The following is a 21,286-nucleotide window of genomic DNA, read 5'->3' as shown; positions in this document are numbered from 1 at the left end:
CTTACGTAAATTTTTAAAATTAAAAAGAGGGAGATCAACATTTTAGGTTGATCTCCCTCTTTTATTCTAAGTTTATTTACTTCGTTTAAATGGCCACCAATTTGCTTTGCCCAAAACTCTTACCATGACAGGAACAAATAATGGTAGCATTACAAATGCATATAAAAACAATCCTGTTAGTACGACGGTTGCTATTTGTAATAATGATTGCACACCGGATGGAAGCATAGCACCAAATGTTCCACCGAGTATAATTGCAGCGGAAATAATTACAGTTCCCATGTTTTTCATCGAGTGTAATAATGCATCTTTAATGTTGATTTCTTTATATTCGTTAAACCGATCCATTAAGAAAATGCTGTAATCGATACCTAGTGCCATTAACATGACAAAGGCAAAAAATGGTATTGCCCAGGTTAGACCGTTAAAGCCAAATATTTGAACAAAAATTAATTCTGCAACACCCATCGATGTGAAATAAGTCAAAATTAGTGATCCGATTAAATAGAGTGGCATTACTAATGATCTTAATAGAATTACCAAAATAATAAATATACCGGCAATCATTAGAAATACTGTTCGTGAATAATCGGCATCGGAAATATTTTGTAAATCGTTGTTTGTACTACTAATTCCGCCAAGTTGAGGTTCACTATCCGCAAACACGGTATCTTGTTTAGCATCGTTTACTGTGTCTTTAATCTTTTCTACCATATTAATCGCTTTGGTTGAATAAGGGTTGTGCGTTAAAACGACCTCAAATTTTGTAATTGTTTTATCTTCAGAAAGATACGATTTAGTTCCTTCCATAAAGTCTTCATTTTCAAGTGCCTGTTCAGGAATTACAACAACTGGATTACTTGAATCAGTGTTAAATTCTCCGAGATACCCTTGAACTTCTGTTAGCCCATCGTTAATCTGTTTTAATCCATTGGAGCTATCTGAAAGTCCACTTGAAAGTTGACCTAATTGATCCTGCATATCGGCAAAAGCAGTTTTAAGTTCTTTTTGCCCACCGTAAATTTGTGACAGGCCTTCTTGTAGGCTAGGAACGTTGTTAACAACTTGACCTTGCCCATTAGCAGCTTGATTTAATCCCGATTGAAGATTCTCAACACCAGCAATTAATTCACCAATACCAGCAGAGAGCTGTTCTTGGCCGGCGATAGACTCACTGAAGCCCTTATTGAGTTTACTAAATTGCTCGTTAACAGTTTTAAGTCCTGCTTGAGCATCTTGGAAATCTTTTAATTTCTCCTGCAACTGATTAATCCCATCAATTGCTCTTTGTGTATATTTAATGGCTGTGGCTAGTTGTGTTTGCTGGTTCTCATTGAGTTTAGGTTCGGATTCTTGTAATCCTTCTAATTGCTCTAATGAACCTTGCATTGCACTTTTCAAATCCTCAATTCCTTGCGAATCAATAGATTGCCCACCAAATCCTTTCAAACCATCTGCAATTCCTTGATATCCGGCAAGCAATTTCTTATTTCCTGCAATCGTCTTATCTAAGTTATCTTTAATTTTCTGCAAGTTGGCTTTTATTTCACCAGCACCTTTAGACCCAGACTCAATGCCTTCTTGGATTTGTTTCAGTGCTGTACTAATTTCACCAACGCCATTATTAGCGTCTTGTGTACCTTGCATTAGTTGGTCTACACCGTTCTGAGCTTCTTCCAATTGTGGTGATGATTTTTCTAGCTCTGATGCAGCATCCTGTAAGCCCTCTTGAATTTTTTGAAGACCGTCAGTGCTTTGACCAATTCCGTCAGCTAATTTATTTGTTTGTTTATTTGCCAAAAAGTCTTCAATTATTTCGCCAGCAGGACGTGTCGCGCTTCGAACTTGATTGACGCCTTCCATTTGTGCGATTTCTTGTGAAATGCTTTCAATAGCTTGGTAATCCTCGACAGTATCAATCGGTTCATCAGTTTCGAAAGCAACTGTAGTAGGCATGGATTGCCCAGGTCCAAAGCTATCTGCGATCCAATTAAACCCTTTCACCGAACCGTATTCATCACCGATTTCTTCTAGTGAATTATACGATTTATTGCCATCGTATGTTAATAAAAATGGTAGGGTAATAGTTGCAACAATTAGCAATGCTATTACGGGTCTTCCCCAAGCGAATTTTCCTGCAGTACCCCATAAACGGCTTTCTTTATGTGCTACATTTTTATCAAATGGCCAGAATAGCTTCTTACCTAAAACAACTAAGAAAAATGGTACTAAAGTTGCTAAAGCGATTAGAACAACAGCTACACCAACAGCAACAGCAACAGCTGATTGGTAAAGTGAAAATGTTGACAATCCAATAGTAGAAAAGCCAATTAATACTGCTAAACCAGCAAAGAAAATTGTTTTACCACCGGATTTATATGTTGTAATGACAGCGTCTTTAATGGAATCATGCTTCGTAATTTCTTCTTTAAATCTACTAATTAACAAAATACAATAATCAGTTCCTATACCAAACATGACCGCCACCATAAATATTTGTGTAAATGTTGATAACGGGAAGTCAGTAGTGTCTGCTAAAATAGAAACGATACCTTGAGCTGCAAGGTAACTGATCCCAACCGTTAACAATGGTATAAATGGTGCGACGAACGATTTGAATACAACAAATAAAATAATGAGAATTAACGCTACTGTGATTAGCTCTGTTTTCTTCAAGCCTTCTTCTGAATTTTTAAGTATATCTTGTTGAATGATTTGTTCCCCGGTCAAGTAATGTTCTACATTACTATTCTCAACAGTTTCCGTTATTTTTTCACGTGATTTTTCGATAGCTTGATTTTCCAATGATAACTGAAACGGAACTAAAATGGTCTTACCATCTTCAGAAACAGTTTGATCTGCAATTGCAGGGTCATCACTAAAAGCTAAAATATCAGAAATAGCAAGGCTATCCTGATTTTCCTTTAACTTGCCGATCGCTTCTTTGACTTCCTCTTTTTCGGCATTATCGAGTCCATCATCATCATGGAAAACGAGTACAGTACTTGTTGTGTTTTTACTTTCATCTGATGATATTTCGTCAAGTAATGCTTGTGCCTTCTGTGATGTATAGCCCTCAGGAACGGTTATTTGCCCTTTTTCTGCTACTAAATCCTGTAGGTTCGGTGCAAAAATAAATAATGATGCTGCAACTGCTACCCATAAAATAGCTATGAGCCAGCGGAAACGTATGATGTGTTTCATGATTTACTCCCCTCTATTCATTGTCCATAACATGTGCTAATTTTTCTAATGAATCTATAAATGTTTGGATTTCCTCGTCATCAAAATGTGCTAAGTTCTTGCCAATAGAAGCATAAACCTCATTTTCTGTGTAATTAACAAGTTCAATTCCTTTGTCTGTAACATGTAAATAAACATTTCTACGATCTTTTCCATCTCGTATTCTCTCGATTAATCCTTTTTCATGTAATCTATTTACTTGGGCTGTAACAGCACTTTTACCTACACCAAATTCATTTGCAATTTCCGTACTTGTGCACTGTTCATGTTTTTGAATGTATTGTAACGTAGAGAATTGATCTGTTGTGATATCGGAGTGAATCTTTTCCTTCATAATAATATTTACATTACGATATATCCTGTTCATCGCATCCTGATAACGATTAATAAGCTCTTTTAATTCTATTTGCAAAAAATACACCTCCTATATTCATTAAAAGGTTCACAAAGTGAATAGTTCACTTCATGAACTATTCTATAATACCAATTTCAATTTCATTTAGCAATAAATTTTCATCCCTTTAAATAGATAATTTTATGGTTTATACATTTAGAATTGGGGTATATAGTTATTATTCTAGGAGAGTATAGAGAGAAATACGATGGACATTAGATAGTTATATGGAGTATTTGCTTCAATATTGCTAATAGACATGTTTAAGTGAATCTGACAATGGTTAATCGACAATAATCCTGTTTTTTCGTGTGCTAGCCCGTTTGTATTAAAAATTCAGGTCCGATATAATTAAAAATGTTGTTCATAACACATCATTACCATCGAACTTCCGTTTTGAACCCCTCTAGTTTAAGTTTACGGACATATGATCCTCATTGGTAGTTATGAAATGTATTTTCATATACATAATATTGAATTAAATACTTAATGTAATAAAAGTATATGAATACGTGATTAATTTTTTCATTATTCGTGTTATTGGTAATATTTAGTTTAATGTGTTTTGTTTTAAAGCAAGTAAAATATAAGAAGAAAAGGGGAAATAAAATGAAGAATTTATTCATATTGTTATCGGTTGCTATTCTAATAGTACTTTCGGCATGCAGTAGTTCAGACGAATCCAGTGGAGAGATTGATAAAATTACTTTTGCCGATGCTGGCTGGGATAGTATTAGAGTTCACAATAGCATCGCCCAAAAAATTATAGAAGAGGGTTATGGTATTGAAACAGAAGTTACACAAGGTTCAACACCAGCTACCTTCCAAGGGCTGCGTGAAGGGGATATTAATGTCTACATGGAAGCATGGACAGACAATATAAAAGAAGCCTATTCAGAAGCGATAGATGCAGGGGATATTAAAGAAGTATCGGTAAATTTTGATGATAATGTTCAAGGCTTGTATGTACCAACGTATGTCATTGAAGGTGACGAGGAACGTGGGATTGAACCAATGGCACCAGACTTAAAAACAGTTGAAGATCTAAAAAAATATCCTGAGCTATTTGCTGATCCAGCAGAACCTGATAAAGGTCGCTTAATTAATGCTCCAAGTGGCTGGGCAGTAGAAAAAGCAATTACACAAAAAATGGAGGCATATGGTTTAAATGATACGTTTGTAAACTTTAAACCAGGTTCTGATGCTGCGATTGTTGCATCATTAACTGATGCAATTAACGCTGGTGAAGCATGGGTAGGATATTATTGGTCACCAACAGCAGTAACAGCAAAATATGATTTGACATTACTCGAGGAACCGGAATATGACAAAGAAGTATATGAAGAAACGAAAGCTACTGCGTTTCCACCGAATGATGTAACGATAGCCGTGCATAAAGATTTACCTGAGCAAGCACCAGAGGTTGTTGATTTCTTAAGTAATTATGAAACATCTAGTAAGTTAACAGAAGAAGCACTTAAATATATGGACGAAAATGAGGATACTTCAGCTGCTGAAGCAGCTTTATGGTGGATGAAAAAACATGAGGATATATGGACTAGTTGGGTTCCAGAAGATGTAGCTAAAAAAGTAAAGGACTCAATGGAGTAAGAAATTAAGCAGCCGGTCGCCTAGGTTGGCTGCTTTTCTAATTATATATAAAGTGAGGTGAATGGGCTGTTTCGAGTAACAGTCTGCCTATGGGAAGTTTTCCGGATATAACGACGAAATTAGGAGATTATGTTGAACAGTTTGTAGATTTTCTTGATTTATCATTAGAGGGATTTTTTGATTTTATTTATATTGTTTCTTCACAAATTATTAACAGTATTGAAACAGCATTGGTTTGGATGCCTTGGTGGTCATTCATTCTAGTAATATTTTTACTAGGTTGGTATTTTAAATCTATATTTTCAGGCGTTTTATATAGTATTTTCATATTTTTAATTGGTACGTTTGGATTATGGGAGGATATGATGACTACAATAGCGGTGGTTCTTACTGCGGTGATTATTTCGCTCTTAATAGGGATTCCGCTTGGGGTATGGATGGCATTTAGTAAAGGATTTTCTACTGTAATGCGCCCAATTCTTGATGCTATGCAGACAATGCCAAGTTTCGTATATCTAATTCCCGCTATTTTCTTCTTTGGATTAGGAAACATCTCAGCGATAGCTGCTACGCTAATTTACGCACTACCACCTGTAATTCGACTAACCGAACTAGCCATACGTGGTGTTGATAAAGAAGTGATAGAATCTGCTCAATCATTTGGATCATCGAAATGGCAAATGCTTCGTAAAATTCAATTACCACAGGCATTACCTACCATTATGGCTGGTGTTAACCAAACAACAATGATGGCACTTGCAATGGTCGTAATTGCTTCAATGGTTGGCGCACAGGGATTGGGTGAACAAGTACTGGTTTCGATTAATAGGATTGATATTTCATTGGGATTTGAAGCTGGTATAAGTATCGTATTTTTAGCGATTATTATTGACCGCGTTACGAACGGAATTGCCGATAAACTCCAAAAGCATAGGAGGGTAAGTGAATGACGACTAAAATAAAGCTTGAGAATGTATCTAAAATTTTTGGGGCTAAACCGTATTCTATTATTCCTATGATTAAGGAAGGTATGGAGAAAAACGAAATTTTGGAGAAGACTGGTCATACTGTTGGGGTATATGATGCATCGATGGAAATAAAGCAAGGAGAAATCTTTGTAATTATGGGGTTGTCAGGAAGTGGAAAATCTACTTTGATTCGCTGTTTTAACCTATTAAATAAACCAACACATGGATCGATTTTTATCGATGGAGAAGATATTGTCAACTATAATAGTAGTCAGTTGAAACAAGTGAGACAGAAAAAGATTGCTATGGTATTTCAGCATTTTGGCTTGTTTAATCATCGTACGGTGTTGGGGAATGTTGAATATGGTTTAGAAATACGTAATATTTCTAAAGAGAAACGGCAAGAAATTGCCCGTGAAAATATAGAGATTGTTGGTTTAAAGGGATATGAGGAAAAATATCCTGATCAACTATCTGGTGGTATGCAACAGCGTGTTGGATTAGCTAGAGCTCTTGCAAACGATCCGGATATTTTATTAATGGATGAGCCATTTAGTGCATTAGACCCGCTAATCCGTCGTGAAATGCAGCTGGAGCTACTAGACATTCAAGAACGTTTACAAAAAACAATCATTTTTATTACACATGATGTAAATGAAGCATTTAAAATTGGTGATCGAGTAGCGGTAATGAAGGATGGAAAGGTTGTTCAAGTTGGAACACCGGAAGAAATCATAGAAGAGCCAGCGAACGATTATATATCTGATTTTATAAAGGATATTGATCGTTCAAAAGTATTCCAAGCAGAGCATGTGATGATTAAGCCTAATGCACTGGTCTCCATGAAAGATGGATTAAATGTAGCGGTAAAAGAAATGGAAGAAAACAATATTTCAAGTGTGTTTGTTGTAGATCGTGGGCGACATGTTAAAGGGATTGTCACGATAGACGACGCGATTACTGGTATTAAAGAAAAGAAAACGTTAGAAGATGTATTGCGTACTGATATTTCGGTTGTTCAACGAGATGAATATGTGAACGACTTAATCGCCAAAACGTTAGAATCTAAATTTCCTTTAGCTGTAGTAAATGAAGAAGAAAAGTTGATTGGCTTTATTTTACGTGTGCATGTATTGTCTGGGTTGGTATCAGACGACGTAAATGAGAGTATTGAATATATCGGATAAAAAAAGAATGAGATCCTTTTTGGTTTTTGATGATAAATGGTTTGATAATAGGATAGGAAATCAGTACATGGACTGATTTCCCATCCACCTGTCATCTTATGGAATGGTTCCATGTCGAATTATCTTTACATTTACATTAAAGTCGACCTCTATGTCAGGAAATTTGTCATGCCACTCGGATTTCTTTAGCTTACCGTCTGCTTTGTTAGTTCGATAAATACTTCCGTAACCAAAAGGGTCTGAATTAAGTTTTTTTAATTTGGTCAAAAGTTCTTCATATTGATGTGTGATTTCTTTTTCAACCTGCTTTTCAAGAAGTTTTATTACTTCAGGTCCTTTAACATTAATTTCTTTCGTTAATTCATGTAAACTTAATTTTAATGTTATATCTGTTTGATAGTGTAGGTTTTTGACATCTGTCATTTTTGTTTTGCTAGTGCCCTTAAGTGCTGTAAATAATGCATAAAAAGTATCACTGTCAATATCATTATAGTCATCTTTTTTCATATACTTTTCAAATGGCTTAGTTGGAATGGGAAACTCTAGTGCTACTGATTTGATTTTTTTATTAAATATAGCAATTTGATATGCCTTTTCAATCGGAATTTGACCGACAAGTTTATCATTCTTAAATAATGCTAGTGCCGTTATAGTCGGCTTTTGTTCCGTGATTGTGATGGTAGGTAGGAATGGATCATGTCCCGCATCATAATACATATGCATAAAATCCTGTAATGTTACACGTGAGAGAACATCCGTTTTTATGTTTTGCTGAATGATATCGTGTAAATATTGACCTACATTTGTTCCTACGTTTTTCTCTGACGTATTAATTATTTCACTTGCTGTCGGATTTCCTACTGCGAGTAGCATAGTATCCGAAACCCTTGCATCACGGACTAATGTATCTATTTGGCGCATTAACCCCTGTTCAGCAACTTCTACTCCATATAATTCCAAATTAATTTGGCCAGAGGCTAGTTGTATGCCTGTTTTCAAATTTGCATTCTCACGAGCATCCTTCACAGTGTGTCCCGTGCCAGTTATTATTTCACTAATGTTTTTCGTTTCCAAATCAAATTTGTAAATTACCATGGTAGCTTCTATTTCATTGTCATCACGAAGATCAACACCACGTGTATTTATGATGCCAAGTCTTTCAATCGTTTTGGATTGTACACATCCAGAAAGGGAGAACACGAGGAACAGTATAATTATAATTCGCTTTATCATGATTTCTTCCCACTTTCTTTTTGTTTCTGTCGCCATTTCTTTTTTACGTATATAATGGGTAGAAGGAAAAATGGATAAACGTATACAAGCCAAAACCCTACATCTGCCACATTGCTAATTAAATTAATTATTACATGGTGATAAGTGATGAAACTGCAACCAAACAAAAATAGTACAGATACAATATAAAGGGTTGTTTTTTGTCGGATATTATATACACGTTTCACGCCACGAGTAATGCCCCACATTAATAAGATTAGGGTTGGAAGTGCGACCATCATCCATTCAGCAATAACAACATAATCAAACCGTTCAATAAAAGGAAACGTTACTATTTTAAACAATGATAAAACAGACCATTCTAATTGTTCTAACTGTTGAGGGCTGAAATAGCCAATTGCTACGACTGTGGCAATAAATACAATCATTGCAGACCAAAATACCCCAAAATAAACAGGGAATTTAGCCTGTTTTTTATTTTGTATATATGGATAAATGATGAAAAGTATTTCAAATCCCATAAATGTATATGACGTTGCTTTAGCGCCATTTAACAATTCGATTATGGAAGCATCAAATACAGGTTGAAAATGGGTTAAATCCATTCTTAAAGCGGGTTCATATAATAAAAATAACAGCCAATGGGACAGTACAAAGAAAGTAAACGATACGCCAACAATGACTCGAATACCGCCCACAATACTGTATATAACCAGTAATAAGAGTAATATACCTAGAAAAAAAGGGCTTATTTTTGGAAAAATAAAGATCTGAATTACTTCAATATAGGTAACTAGGACAGAAAAAAATGTGAATATAAAATAGACAATGTAGATGGTTCCGAGTATTTTTCCAATCCATTTTCCAAAAATATCAACTTGAATCCCAAAAATGTCTGCATTTTCATAGCTGTTTAATATAAGAAGCATGACAAATAAAACCATTAATATATATAGAAGCGCGATAATAATGGATACCCAAGAATCCTGTCGTGCCTCAACAAAAATATACATAGGAGCACCCATTATTCCAACGCCAACTTGAATTGTTACAATTATGAAAAACAAGTAGAACGCCCGAATCTGTAGATTTTCCTTTAATTTAACGTTTACATCCATCTATCCCACCTACTCATCTATATCTTGCTTTTTTACAGCCTCACTTTTATTATAACGAAGTAAATCCTTTGGTCTAAAAGAGAAGAAGCGTTTGTACTGATAGTTAGCTGGTAATCGAAAAAGGACTTTATTAAGATCAACCCAACGAAATGGATAAATAGGAGATAAATATGGGCGACCTAAAGAAGTCATCTTTAACAAATGAATAAGTAAGAAGCACAATCCAAACATAATCCCGATAATTCCAAGCATTCCTGCAAGTAAAATCATTGGATATCGGATGACTCGAATCGTTGTCCCCATTAAATAACTTGGTGCGGTAAAAGAAGACAACGCACTAAGAGCAACTACGATAATAAGGATGCTACTTGTTAACCCTGCCTGCACCACGGCTTGCCCAATAATAACACCACCAACAATACCAATTGTCTGTCCAACCTTCGTCGGTAGTCTTGCACCAGCTTCACGTAATAGTTCAATTAAGAACTCAAGAATTATCGCTTCAATTATTGGTGGAAATGGAACTACAGCCCTTGATTGACCGAGTGTAATAAGCTCCCTTAAAGGAATGAGCTCGTAATGATAGGTTACAGCTGCAACATAAAGTGGAGTTAATACTACCGAAATAAACATAGCGATAAAACGAAGAATTCTTAAAAATGATCCAACATTCCACCGCATATACAGATCCTCAGTTGATTCAAAGAAGCTAAATAATGTCGATGGTGCTAAAATTGCTGTCGGACTATTTTCTACTAATACAGCAATTCTCCCTTGACTTACTGTATAAGCCACGCGATCTGGCAGCTCTGTTGAATAGAATTGAGGGAAAATGGTAGTTGATGAATCCTCAATATATTGCATTAGCGTTGTGCTATCTTCCAATTGATCAATCTCCAAATCCTTTATTCTTTGGCGCATAGTATTTACATCTGTTTCGTTTGCTATCGATTTCATATAAACTATCCGAACTTCACGAGGCGACCTTTTACCAACCATGAGTTTTTCTAGCACGAGATCTGTTGATCGGATACTCCAACGTATGATATTCAGATTGGTAATCAGTGATTCGGTAAAGGCTACTTGTGGTCCGAGTACGACTGTTTCGTTCTCTGGTTTGGAAAGTTGGCGATGTTCTTTTTTCAATAAAACATAAGATACAATCTCAACATCATTTTCAACATATACAAAAACTTCGCCGATAAGTAATTTTTCTAAAATAGTTTCTAGTGTTTCGGTTGTTGAACCGGTATCTAAAGGGACTTCATTAAGGATAGATTTGCTTGTCCATTCTCCCTGTTTACTCAGCAGAGGTTTTAATAAAAAATCTTCAACTTTATCAGTTTTAACTTGATAGGATATAAAAAAGACGGCAATTTTTTTACCGTGATGTTCATAAATAGAAAACTCAAAGTCATGGTTATTTTCAAATTTACCAGTAATAAGTTTTTTTAGTTCATCAACTGTCATTGGAAATATAGAATCATTATTATGTGTTTTACGGCGACGAGTTCTTTTCATATGTATACCTCCTGCTGAAACAATCGCTGTATATTAGTATGTGAAAAATCGCATAAAATATAATTGCAACAAAAAAACTACCACAATAAAATATATGGTAGTAAAGTGTTCATATAAACATCTGATTATCGTACCTGACTTTTTCTCGCTACAGAGGATGTTTCAATACGCGATTTTACAGAAATAGCAATTTGCACGATCAGTGCTGCTAGTACTATCCAGGCCCAAAATTTCATGAACCCTTCCTGAAAACGATAGAGACTATCTTGTATTGGATAAAACGGATTTAAATGCATCACTAAAGAAAACGTGTAGAACATGCCAAAGGTAAAGTTTCGTGACCATTGTGTTATTTGATAAGTAAAAATACCCTTGTTCCAACCGTATAATTGAATCCGTTTTATTGCCCGTATAACCTCAATAACTTCCACGATAATTAATAATGCAAATACAATTAACCAAAAAACTGTCACAAATTCTGGTGTAAACGTATTGGTCGTAACAATTGCTAGCCCAGTGATCGATAATGCACCATGAATAATACAATTTGTATTGGACCAATCATCAGCTATTGTCCAATTCTTTTGTTTTAAATAACGGTTTCCTATTAAAATCATCCCTGCCAAGTAAAATATGAATCCTAAAATAATTATCGCTTCAGAAAAATATGTTGGAAATCTAAAAAATACATTATTTAGTAGTATAATAATCGACTGTGTTCCAACTGTTGACAATAATATAGCTCCATGTACTGGATAATCTTGATGATCAAATAAAAGTTGTTTGAAGTTATAAAAACAATTCATCAAAAAGAAAAGCCATAAAAACGTGTTCAGTATTCCAATTGCTTGTGTTATCAACAAAATATCTGGAAAATATTTGATAAATACATTACACAAAACAGAAACACCAGCAATCCAAGTACCAATTACAAATGAATTGACAGGGTGCTGGATAAATAGAATTAAAAAATCACGATGCAAAAACTGAACAGATAGCGATTTATAGATAACAATCCACATAATAAGTAAGATAAAAGCTAAATATCTCCCTAATTGGATATCGAGAATAGGAAAAGCATCTATCGCTCCAATTAAGAAAATTCCGTTAGCCATAATAATTGCACCTGATGCAGGTTCAATTTTTTTATAAGGTCCTTTCAATAACATTACTACCACATCCTATCAAATACACTTATGTTAATTTCTTATGATAAAAATAGCATGGATTTTCATTAAGTTCTGTGAAAAAAATCACAATTATACACTCATCGAGAAATAACAAAGTAAATTATACCATTTCTGACACATTTATTAATCTCTATGTTAGTCAGCAATGTTGATTTTGCACGTTAATGTAGTATTAACGTGATAATTATCACGTTTGATGGTTGAAAAGTGTCTATTTGATGAAACCATCTGAAAGTGTGATATTTTTCACAGTTAAAAATCAGATTCTCTGTTTTAATAAAACCATAGAGAAGTTGATCCAATAACTTGAACTTGGAGGGAATCCCTGTGAAAAAGAAACATTCTCCATTATGGAAGAGACTAACGTATATGAAACCGAAAGAGACATATTCTGACAATCACAGTCAGTTACTAGAAGGAAATAGAGAGTGGGAAAATGTATATAGAAGAAGATGGCAGCATGACAAAGTAATCAGAAGTACTCATGGTGTAAACTGTACGGGTTCATGCAGCTGGAATATTTATGTAAAAGACGGAATTGTTACCTGGGAAGGGCAACAGCTTGATTATCCTACAACGGGCCCGGATATGCCGGAATTTGAACCTCGTGGATGTCCACGTGGAGCAAGCTTTTCCTGGTATATTTATAGTCCGTTACGTGTGAAATATCCATATATCCGCAAGAAACTATTATTGCTTTGGAGAGAGGCATTAGAAAATCACAGTAATGCTCTAGAAGCTTGGGCAAGTATTATTGAAGATTCAGAGAAAGCAAATTTATATAAGCGTGCTAGAGGTAAGGGTGGACTCATTCGTGCAGAGTGGGATGAAGTTACGAAACTAGTTGCAGCATCCAGCCTTTATACGATTAAAAAATATGGTCCAGATCGAAATGTTGGTTTTTCTCCAATTCCAGCTATGTCAATGATCAGTCATGCAGCAGGTAGTCGCTTCATGTCCTTAATGGGTGGACCAATGTTAAGCTTTTACGATTGGTATGCAGATTTACCACCAGCTTCACCACAAATCTGGGGTGATCAAACTGATGTACCCGAAAGTTCAGATTGGTTTAATTCTAGTTATATTATGACATGGGGCTCAAACGTTCCGCTGACACGGACACCAGATGCACACTTCCTGGTTGAGGCACGTTACAAAGGTACGAAGGTTGTTTCTGTAAGTCCTGACTATGCAGAATCAACCAAGTTTGCCGATGATTGGATGAGTGTAAAACAAGGTACTGATGGTGCGGTAGCAATGGCAATGGGGCATGTTATTTTAAATGAATTTTATCATCAAAATATGCAGCCTTATTTCGAATCTTATGCAAAACAATATACAGACTTTCCATTTGTCGTTCGGTTGAAAAAAGGAAAAGGGCATTATGTAGCTGATCGTTTTTTACATGCGAAAGACTTAGGAATTGAATCAGAAAATAGTGAATGGAAACCGTCAATGTTTAATAAAGCTACCAACACTTTTGCCATCCCACAAGGTACAATGGGATCGCGTTGGGATGACAAAGGTAAATGGAACTTACATTTAGTTGATGAATTTACTGAAGAAGCGATTGACCCAACAATAAGTTTTCTAGGGCAAGAGGATGAAATTGCGACAGTTAATATGCCATATTTCGATGCCGAAACACGTAACATCCTTCATCGTGCGGTTCCAGTAAAGGAAGTAGCTATTGATGGTGAAAAGACGTACGTGGCTACAGTATATGATTTGATGCTAGCAAACTATGGAATTGATCGTGGAATCGGTGGAGAATCAGCGAAATCATATGATGATGACACACCATTTACACCAGCATGGCAAGAGAAAATTACTGGTGTTAAACGCGAATTGGTTACTAAAATCGCTCGTGAATTTGCACAAAACGCTGTTGATACAAATGGACGTTCTATGATCATCGTTGGTGCAGGTATTAACCATTGGTACAACTCTGATACGATTTATCGCGCAGTTGTAAATCTTGTTATTATGGTTGGAGCTCAAGGTGTTAATGGTGGTGGTTGGGCACATTATGTTGGCCAAGAAAAGTTACGCCCAACTGAAGGTTGGACGAATGTTGCAACCGCGAAGGACTGGCATGGTCCTGCAAAATTAATGAATGGAACATCATTCTTCTACTTCGCAACAGGACAATGGCGGTATGAAGAGATACCAGTAAGTAGCTTAACAGCGGCAACTGTTGATAAACCTCGCTATGAGCATTATGGCGACTACAATGTACTTGCAGCGAGACTAGGTTGGCTACCAGCGTATCCAACATTTGACCGGAACGGAATAGATGTTTATAAAGAAGCGATAGCAAATGGTTGTGAGACTACAGAGGAAATTGGAAACTATGTTGCAAAGCAATTAAAGGAAAGGAAGCTAAAATTCGCAATAGAAGATCCGGATGCACCAGAAAGTTTTCCACGTAATTTATTTGTATGGCGTGCAAACTTAATTTCCAGTTCTGGTAAAGGACATGAATATTTCTTGAAACATTTACTCGGTACAACACATGGATTGTTGAACACTGATGAAGATAGTCTACGTCCAGAAGAAATCACATGGCGTGATGAGACACCAGAAGGAAAGCTTGACTTGTTAATTAACTTAGATTTTCGAATGGCTGGTACTGCATTATACTCAGATGTTATCTTGCCTGCTGCTACATGGTATGAAAAACATGATTTATCAAGTACAGACATGCACCCATTTGTTCATCCATTTAACCCGGCAATCGCATCACCATGGGAATCGAAGTCGGACTGGGATATTTTTAAAGAACTTGCAAAAGGCATATCCAATTTGGCAAAAGAATTAAAGATGGAGCCAGTAAAAGAGGTTGTTGCAACGCCATTATTACATGATACACCACAAGAAATGGCACAGCCGTTTGGTGAAATTAAAGACTGGTCTAAAGGGGAATGTGAGCCGATTCCAGGAAGAACAATGCCTCAAATTCATGTAGTTGAATATGATTACAAAGAAATTTACAGTAAATTAACTGCGCTTGGACCTAATATTGGTTCGAAACCATATGGGACAAAAGGTATTAATTGGGAAATGAAAGAGGAATATGAAAAAGTAAAACATACAATTGGCACGGTTCAGAATGAAAGTGTTGCAGATGGTTGCCCTGATATTACCTCAGCGCGTGACGCATGTGAAGCAGTATTAATGCTTTCTTCTACTACAAATGGAAAAGTTGCGGTAAAAGCATGGAAGGCATTGGAGGAAAAAACAAATTTAAAGCTTACCGATTTAGCGGAAGAGCGGGAAGAAGAATGCTTTACATTTGATCAAATAACAGCACAGCCAAAAACGGTTATTACATCACCTGCTTTTAGTGGGTCAGAAAAAGGTGGAAGAAGATACTCACCATTTACAACCAATATTGAACGGATGATTCCTTTCCGTACGATAACAGGCCGACAATCCTATTTCCTTGACCATGAAATGATGCATGAATTTGGTGAATCCATGGCAACATTTAAACCGATTTTAGATCATACACCGTTTAAAGCAGATCGTCCAAAAGTAGAAGGAAAAGAGATCGTATTAAACTATTTGACACCACACAATAAATGGTCAATACACAGCATGTATTTTGATTCACAACCAATGTTGACATTGTTTAGAGGTGGACCGACCATTTGGCTTAATAAAGATGACGCAGCCGAAATCGACGTAGAAGATAATGAATGGATTGAATGCTTTAACCGAAATGGTGTTGTTGTGGCTCGTGCAGTTGTATCACATCGGATTCCTAGAAGTGTTGCGTTTATGCACCATGCACAGGATCGTCATATCCATGTTCCAGGCACAAAATTAACACAAAATCGTGGTGGTACACATAATAGCCCAACACGAATTCATGTGAAACCAACCCATATGATTGGTGGGTATGCGCAATTAAGCTATGGCTTTAATTACTATGGAACAACAGGAAATCAACGCGACTTAAATGTTATCATTCGTAAATTAGGGGAGGTCGACTGGCTTGAAAATTAAGGCGCAAGTTGGAATGGTAATGAATTTAGATAAATGTATTGGTTGTCATACGTGTAGTGTGACGTGTAAGAACACCTGGACAAATCGTCCAGGTGCAGAATATATGTATTTTAACAATGTTGAAACAAGGCCAGGTGTTGGTTATCCAAAACAATGGGAAGACCAAAAGAAATACCGTGGTGGATGGGAAGTGGAAAACGGTGAACTACGCTTGAAATCTGGTAGTAAAGCTAATCGCCTATTAAACTTATTTTATAATCCATACCAACCAACATTAGAAGATTATTATGAACCATGGACATATGATTATGAAACATTAACAAATAGTCCAGAGAAGAAGCATCAACCAGTTGCTCGTGCTAAATCTACAATTACAAATGAATTCATGGATATAGAATGGGGACCAAACTGGGATGACGACCTTGCAGGGGGCCATATTACAGGACTACGGGATCCAAACGTTGTTCAAATGGAAGAATCGATAAAAACCGAATTTGAAGAAGTGTTTATGATGTATCTCCCACGGATTTGTGAACACTGTATAAACCCATCATGTGTGTCATCATGTCCATCAGGTGCGATGTATAAGCGTGATGAGGATGGTATTGTGTTAGTCGACCAAAACGCATGCCGTGGCTGGCGTCATTGTGTGACATCATGTCCGTACAAAAAAGTATATTTTAACTGGAAAACAAATAAAGCAGAAAAATGTACATTGTGCTATCCACGTATTGAAAATGGACAGCCAACAATTTGTTCTGAAACATGTGTCGGCCGAATTCGCTATATTGGTGTCATGCTTTATGATGCAGATCGTGTAAAAGAGGCAGCATCAGTAGAAAATGATCGCGATTTATACAAAGCACAGCTTGGTATTTTCTTAGATCCACATGATCCAGAAATTATTAAGGAAGCTAAACAACAAGGTATTCCTGCAGACTGGATTGAGGCAGCACAACAATCACCAATTTATAAAATGATTATCGATTGGGAAATTGCGCTACCACTACACCCAGAATATCGTACGATGCCAATGGTTTGGTATATTCCACCATTGAGTCCAATTATGAACGTAATTGAGGGAAAAGGAAGTACAGCAGATACAGAGGATATTTTCCCAGCGATTGATCAAATGCGAATACCAATTGAGTACTTGGCTAACTTACTTACTGCCGGTGACACAGAGCAGATTCGTACTGTATTGAAGAAAATGGCAGTAATGCGAAACTATATGCGTGCAAAACAAACTGGTAATCGCTTTAATATTGACCTTATTCATCAATTAGGGTTAAACGAACAAGCAATTGAAACAATGTTCCGTTTACTTGCTATAGCTAAATACAGTGATCGTTTTGTAATACCGAAAAGCCATAAAGAGGTTGCTGTGGATGCTTATAGTGAGCAAGGTGCATGCGGTTTAGACTTTGCTGGTGGACCAGGGAGCTGTGGGGTATTAGCTTAAATAGTAGTCCTAATTGAAAGGATGATAGTTATGAATGAACAAGAAATATCAACGAGTTACCAACTTATCGCGTTTTTACTACAATATCCGGATCAAGAAAAAGTGAATGCATTACTGGAAATTAAAGATACGATTAACGAATTAAAAGATGCAGCTGTTAGAGAGAATATCCAATCGTTTATTAAACAGGTAGGGTGCCTATCTTATGAAGAATGGATTGATCAATATATCGAGTATTTCGATTTTGGTAAAATCACTAATTTATATGTTACGTATTTGAAATTAGGTGAACAACGTGAACGTGGATTGGAGTTATTAAAGCTTAAGAAATATTATGAATCGAATGGTTTTCATGTTTCAGAGAAAGAGCTTCCAGATTATTTACCTTTAATGCTCGAATTTTGTGCTCTTGTTTCTGTTCCAACAAGCAGTGAGCTTTTAGGCATGTATACAAAGAACATTGATGAGATTAGGAACCAATTGCAAAAGGCAGATAGTGATTATGTATATTTGTTAGAGGCATTATTAGCAGTAATGAGAAACTGTGGACTTGTTGAAATTGCTGAGGGAGGCGAAACACAATGAACCTGATTGATTTATTATTGTGGGGAATCTTCCCCTATATTGTCCTTACAATCTTTATCGGAGGACACATTTATCGATATCAACGTGATCAGTTTGGTTGGAGTACGAAGTCAAGCGAATTTTTAGACAAGAAAAGTATTCGCATCGGCTCTCAGTTATTTCATTGGGGAATATTAATCGTGTTTGGTGGCCATTTTCTTGGATTAATTGTTCCTGTTGAACTATATAACTCGTTAGGTATATCACAGCATACGTACCATACTGTTGCACTTGTGTTCGGTATCCCGGCAGGTATTGCTGCCTTTGTAGGATTAATATTACTCTATTATCGTAGACTAACGGTAAAACGAGTAAAAGCTACTTCATCAAAAGGTGATTGGGCTGTACTCTTTTTTCTGTTAATTGTTATAGGTTCTGGATTATCTGCTACATTTGCCAACATAGATGCACATGAATTTGATTATCGAACCACCATTGCTCCATGGCTAAGAGGTCTTTTTGTGTTTCAAGTACAGCCGGAACTAATGACAGGAGTTCCAGTTTGGTTTAAATTTCATATAACAGCTTTTTATGGAATTGCAGTAGTTTGGCCATTTACTCGTTTAGTTCACGTATTTAGTTTACCGTTACGTTATATGCGGAGAAACTATGTTGTTTATCGTAGTAGAACAAGGAAAGCTTAGTTAGAGTAAGAGACTGACAGTTTTGCGTGTCAGTCTCTTACTATTTATTCTTTTATGCATGGTTATGGCGTTGTTTTCTTAACTATACTTTATAGATTATTGGTTGATAGTGAAAACCACATCTTTTGTCTCATACTGAACATATAGCACTATTTTTCGAAATATTTCTACATTATATTGTTTCTTTCTTAATAATGGTGTAATATGGAAGCAATAAAGGCATAAGAGGTGATCAAATGGGATATATTGTTAGAAATTGTCGATTATGTGCTAAACCAATGGAAGCTAGCCCGTTTATGATGTGTACTACATGCCTAATGGAAAGCGACAGAGTAAGAAATTATATTTTGAAACACCCTCATGTTTCAATCGAACAAATATCTGAAGCAACACAAATACCATTTGAGAAAGTATTTAGAATGGTAGAATTAGGATTAAGTAAAGGTAATACCAGATCAAATGATACAATACAAACACAGACAGCAAGATAAATAAAGGCTGATTTCAAGAAGATTGTTGCTTTTTCACTTGATGCATCTTAATCTAATAGTTGACAAAAAAGCGACGTAACAGGACGTGGTTTCCGCTCCGGGCAGTCGCTTTCCGCAGGCGGCTGGTGAGACTCCTCGTGCTAACGAACTCCGGAGTCTCACCGATGCCTTTCCTCCTGCAAGAGTCGACTACCCACAGCGAAGATAACCAACGCCAAAATTAAATAGTCACTGTGATTCAAGTGACATAAATATCTAGATGTGATTATAAAGCACAATATCATTGTATTTTTGGAACGATAGTCCAAGCATAATTTTTATGTCACATTTTCTATGAATAGGACAAACTATGCAAAAAGAGCCTAAATAAAAGAGAATCACTTTTTTAGCGATTCTCTTTTTGTCGTACTTGTTATTTTTTAGCCAATTCTTGTATTCCTTCCACACCAGAAGCTAATTGCTTGTCCACGATGGTTGCATCATCAATGTGCTGCATGATTGCTTGTTTGATCATATCAAATGATTCATTCGTTTTATCAATATAGTTTACCATCTCCACAGTAAGTTCATTTTGACTATTAATATTTTCTAAGACATCCTGCGTGTTTGATTTTACTGTTTGGACAATGGATGCCATTTCGATTAACATATTTACAGTTTTATTGTTGATTTCTGTTGAAGATTGTAATGTTTTTTGGTTCTCATATGTATCTTGCTCTGCTTCCTGTATTTTTTGTTGAATAGTTGTTGTTACCTCGTCAATATGGTGTGTGCTCTCTGCTGTATTTTCTGCAAGTTTACGAACCTCTGCAGCCACAACAGCAAAACCTTTTCCATGTTCCCCTGCACGAGCCGCTTCGATTGATGCATTTAATGCTAATAGATTTGTTTGGTTTGCAATTTCACTGATTACCTGTACAATTTCTTTGATTGTATTGGAATGTTCACCAAGCTCTTGCATGCTTCCAGCAGTTTTTGTCATTTGCGTTTCAAGACTATCCATCAATTGTTTATTTTTTTCTACTATTTCTTGATATTCTGCTGATTGCTTAGCTAATAAATCGGATGAATCAACTAATCCGTTACCTTTTTCAACTAAGCGATTGGAATGCTCGCTAGATTCCTCGCCAAGTGATTGAATTTCTTCAAAATGCTGTTTAATTTGTACAATGAGGTTTTCCATATCATGATGTTGAGAGTTAACGTGCTCATGTTGTTCAATTGTATGTAATAAATTCTCTTCGAACTGATCTAAGAATACTCTATTTTCCTGTTTAATGGATGCCTTTTCTTTTTCTAATTGTTTAATTTTTTCAATTGCTTGGTTTAATTGTTCCTGTAAACTATTTTGTTTATTGTTTTTGCCGAACATATTAATTCCCCCTATGATGATATAGGCCTAACTTAGTATAAGTCCCGTAATTCTATTGTACCATTACATTGTTATTTTCGGATAAAAAAGTAATATGTTGAAGATAAATTAAAAAAAATTTAAAAATATGTTGACTTTAAATTTTCTCAATACTATAATTATTGGGAATCGAATTGAAAGGAGGTCATGACAATGGAAAAAAGAATTCAGTTAGCAG

15 protein-coding genes are annotated in these 21,286 nt (G+C 35.9%); 8 read left to right on the top strand and 7 right to left on the bottom strand.

Annotated features, from left to right (window positions below):
* Positions 1-72 precede the first annotated feature (72 nt).
* Both CS937_RS05180 and CS937_RS05175 read right to left on the bottom strand, forming a co-directional pair.
* A complete protein-coding gene (locus tag CS937_RS05180) occupies positions 73-3,204 on the bottom strand; it encodes an MMPL family transporter (RefSeq protein WP_099157394.1) in 3,132 nt (1,043 codons plus the stop codon).
* Between the two features lie 13 nt (positions 3,205-3,217).
* Entirely contained in the window at positions 3,218-3,655 is a 438-nt protein-coding gene (locus CS937_RS05175) for a MarR family winged helix-turn-helix transcriptional regulator (protein WP_245835698.1), read from the bottom strand.
* Between the two features lie 591 nt (positions 3,656-4,246).
* Here CS937_RS05175 and CS937_RS05170 point away from each other — a divergent pair.
* From CS937_RS05170 to CS937_RS05160, 3 genes are all read left to right on the top strand, one after another.
* The gene (locus CS937_RS05170; protein ID WP_099157393.1) at positions 4,247-5,248 is read left to right on the top strand and encodes an ABC transporter substrate-binding protein; all 1,002 of its coding nucleotides are present in this window, start codon (positions 4,247-4,249) and stop codon (positions 5,246-5,248) included.
* Positions 5,249-5,337: 89 nt separating this feature from the next.
* Positions 5,338-6,198: an ABC transporter permease gene (locus CS937_RS05165; protein WP_099157392.1), complete on the top strand. Its 861-nt coding sequence runs from the start codon at positions 5,338-5,340 to the stop codon at positions 6,196-6,198.
* Entirely contained in the window at positions 6,195-7,403 is a 1,209-nt protein-coding gene (locus tag CS937_RS05160; RefSeq protein ID WP_099157391.1) for a quaternary amine ABC transporter ATP-binding protein, read from the top strand. The genes CS937_RS05165 and CS937_RS05160 overlap by 4 nt, the downstream gene beginning before the upstream one ends.
* A 96-nt stretch (positions 7,404-7,499) precedes the next feature.
* Here the strand turns inward: CS937_RS05160 and CS937_RS05155 are convergent, their stop codons facing one another.
* The 4 genes from CS937_RS05155 to CS937_RS05140 form a co-directional block, all read right to left on the bottom strand.
* The gene (locus CS937_RS05155; protein WP_176555756.1) at positions 7,500-8,636 is read right to left on the bottom strand and encodes a Ger(x)C family spore germination protein; all 1,137 of its coding nucleotides are present in this window, start codon (positions 8,634-8,636) and stop codon (positions 7,500-7,502) included.
* Entirely contained in the window at positions 8,633-9,754 is a 1,122-nt protein-coding gene (locus CS937_RS05150) for a GerAB/ArcD/ProY family transporter (protein ID WP_099157389.1), read from the bottom strand. Before CS937_RS05150 ends, CS937_RS05155 begins: the two co-directional genes overlap by 4 nt.
* A gap of 9 nt (positions 9,755-9,763) precedes the next feature.
* On the bottom strand, positions 9,764-11,275 hold the full coding sequence (locus CS937_RS05145) for a spore germination protein (RefSeq protein ID WP_099157388.1): 1,512 nt from the start codon (positions 11,273-11,275) through the stop codon (positions 9,764-9,766).
* A gap of 125 nt (positions 11,276-11,400) precedes the next feature.
* Entirely contained in the window at positions 11,401-12,444 is a 1,044-nt protein-coding gene (locus tag CS937_RS05140) for a TDT family transporter (protein WP_099157387.1), read from the bottom strand.
* A gap of 348 nt (positions 12,445-12,792) precedes the next feature.
* Between CS937_RS05140 and CS937_RS05135 the strand changes: the two genes are divergently transcribed.
* The 5 genes from CS937_RS05135 (at position 12,793) to CS937_RS05115 (ending at position 19,697) form a co-directional block, all read left to right on the top strand.
* The gene (locus CS937_RS05135; protein WP_099157386.1) at positions 12,793-16,476 is read left to right on the top strand and encodes a nitrate reductase subunit alpha; all 3,684 of its coding nucleotides are present in this window, start codon (positions 12,793-12,795) and stop codon (positions 16,474-16,476) included.
* Positions 16,466-17,938, top strand: a complete 1,473-nt coding sequence (gene narH, locus CS937_RS05130; protein ID WP_099157385.1) for a nitrate reductase subunit beta — start codon at positions 16,466-16,468, stop codon at positions 17,936-17,938. The genes CS937_RS05135 and narH overlap by 11 nt, the downstream gene beginning before the upstream one ends.
* 30 nt (positions 17,939-17,968) lie before the next feature.
* The gene (narJ, locus tag CS937_RS05125; RefSeq protein ID WP_176555755.1) at positions 17,969-18,523 is read left to right on the top strand and encodes a nitrate reductase molybdenum cofactor assembly chaperone; all 555 of its coding nucleotides are present in this window, start codon (positions 17,969-17,971) and stop codon (positions 18,521-18,523) included.
* Positions 18,520-19,206, top strand: a complete 687-nt coding sequence (gene narI, locus CS937_RS05120) for a respiratory nitrate reductase subunit gamma (protein WP_425445449.1) — start codon at positions 18,520-18,522, stop codon at positions 19,204-19,206. The genes narJ and narI overlap by 4 nt, the downstream gene beginning before the upstream one ends.
* Before the next feature lie 236 nt (positions 19,207-19,442).
* On the top strand, positions 19,443-19,697 hold the full coding sequence (locus CS937_RS05115) for a hypothetical protein (RefSeq protein ID WP_099157383.1): 255 nt from the start codon (positions 19,443-19,445) through the stop codon (positions 19,695-19,697).
* Between the two features lie 412 nt (positions 19,698-20,109).
* On the opposite strand, the gene CS937_RS19800 is transcribed toward CS937_RS05115, so the two are convergent.
* On the bottom strand, positions 20,110-21,069 hold the full coding sequence (locus tag CS937_RS19800) for a methyl-accepting chemotaxis protein (RefSeq protein ID WP_099157382.1): 960 nt from the start codon (positions 21,067-21,069) through the stop codon (positions 20,110-20,112).
* Positions 21,070-21,286: the final 217 nt, after the last annotated feature.

Origin of the sequence: Virgibacillus ndiopensis (genome assembly GCF_900187325.1) — a bacterium.
Classification (GTDB): domain Bacteria; phylum Bacillota; class Bacilli; order Bacillales; family Amphibacillaceae; genus Virgibacillus_E; species Virgibacillus_E ndiopensis.
This window is presented reverse-complemented; position numbering and strand designations above follow the sequence as displayed.

Excerpts from the sequence above, each read along its gene's own strand:
- CS937_RS05180 (WP_099157394.1), bottom strand. The coding sequence starts at position 3,204 with ATGAAACACATCATACGTTTCCGCTGGCTCATAGCTATTTTATGGGTA.
- CS937_RS05170 (WP_099157393.1), top strand. The coding sequence starts at position 4,247 with ATGAAGAATTTATTCATATTGTTATCGGTTGCTATTCTAATAGTACTT.
- CS937_RS05165 (WP_099157392.1), top strand. The coding sequence starts at position 5,338 with ATGGGAAGTTTTCCGGATATAACGACGAAATTAGGAGATTATGTTGAA.
- CS937_RS05160 (WP_099157391.1), top strand. The coding sequence starts at position 6,195 with ATGACGACTAAAATAAAGCTTGAGAATGTATCTAAAATTTTTGGGGCT.
- CS937_RS05155 (WP_176555756.1), bottom strand. The coding sequence starts at position 8,636 with ATGATAAAGCGAATTATAATTATACTGTTCCTCGTGTTCTCCCTTTCT.
- CS937_RS05150 (WP_099157389.1), bottom strand. The coding sequence starts at position 9,754 with ATGGATGTAAACGTTAAATTAAAGGAAAATCTACAGATTCGGGCGTTC.
- CS937_RS05145 (WP_099157388.1), bottom strand. The coding sequence starts at position 11,275 with ATGAAAAGAACTCGTCGCCGTAAAACACATAATAATGATTCTATATTT.
- CS937_RS05140 (WP_099157387.1), bottom strand. The coding sequence starts at position 12,444 with ATGTTATTGAAAGGACCTTATAAAAAAATTGAACCTGCATCAGGTGCA.
- narJ (WP_176555755.1), top strand. The coding sequence starts at position 17,969 with ATGAATGAACAAGAAATATCAACGAGTTACCAACTTATCGCGTTTTTA.
- narI (WP_425445449.1), top strand. The coding sequence starts at position 18,520 with ATGAACCTGATTGATTTATTATTGTGGGGAATCTTCCCCTATATTGTC.
- CS937_RS05115 (WP_099157383.1), top strand. The coding sequence starts at position 19,443 with ATGGGATATATTGTTAGAAATTGTCGATTATGTGCTAAACCAATGGAA.
- CS937_RS19800 (WP_099157382.1), bottom strand. The coding sequence starts at position 21,069 with ATGTTCGGCAAAAACAATAAACAAAATAGTTTACAGGAACAATTAAAC.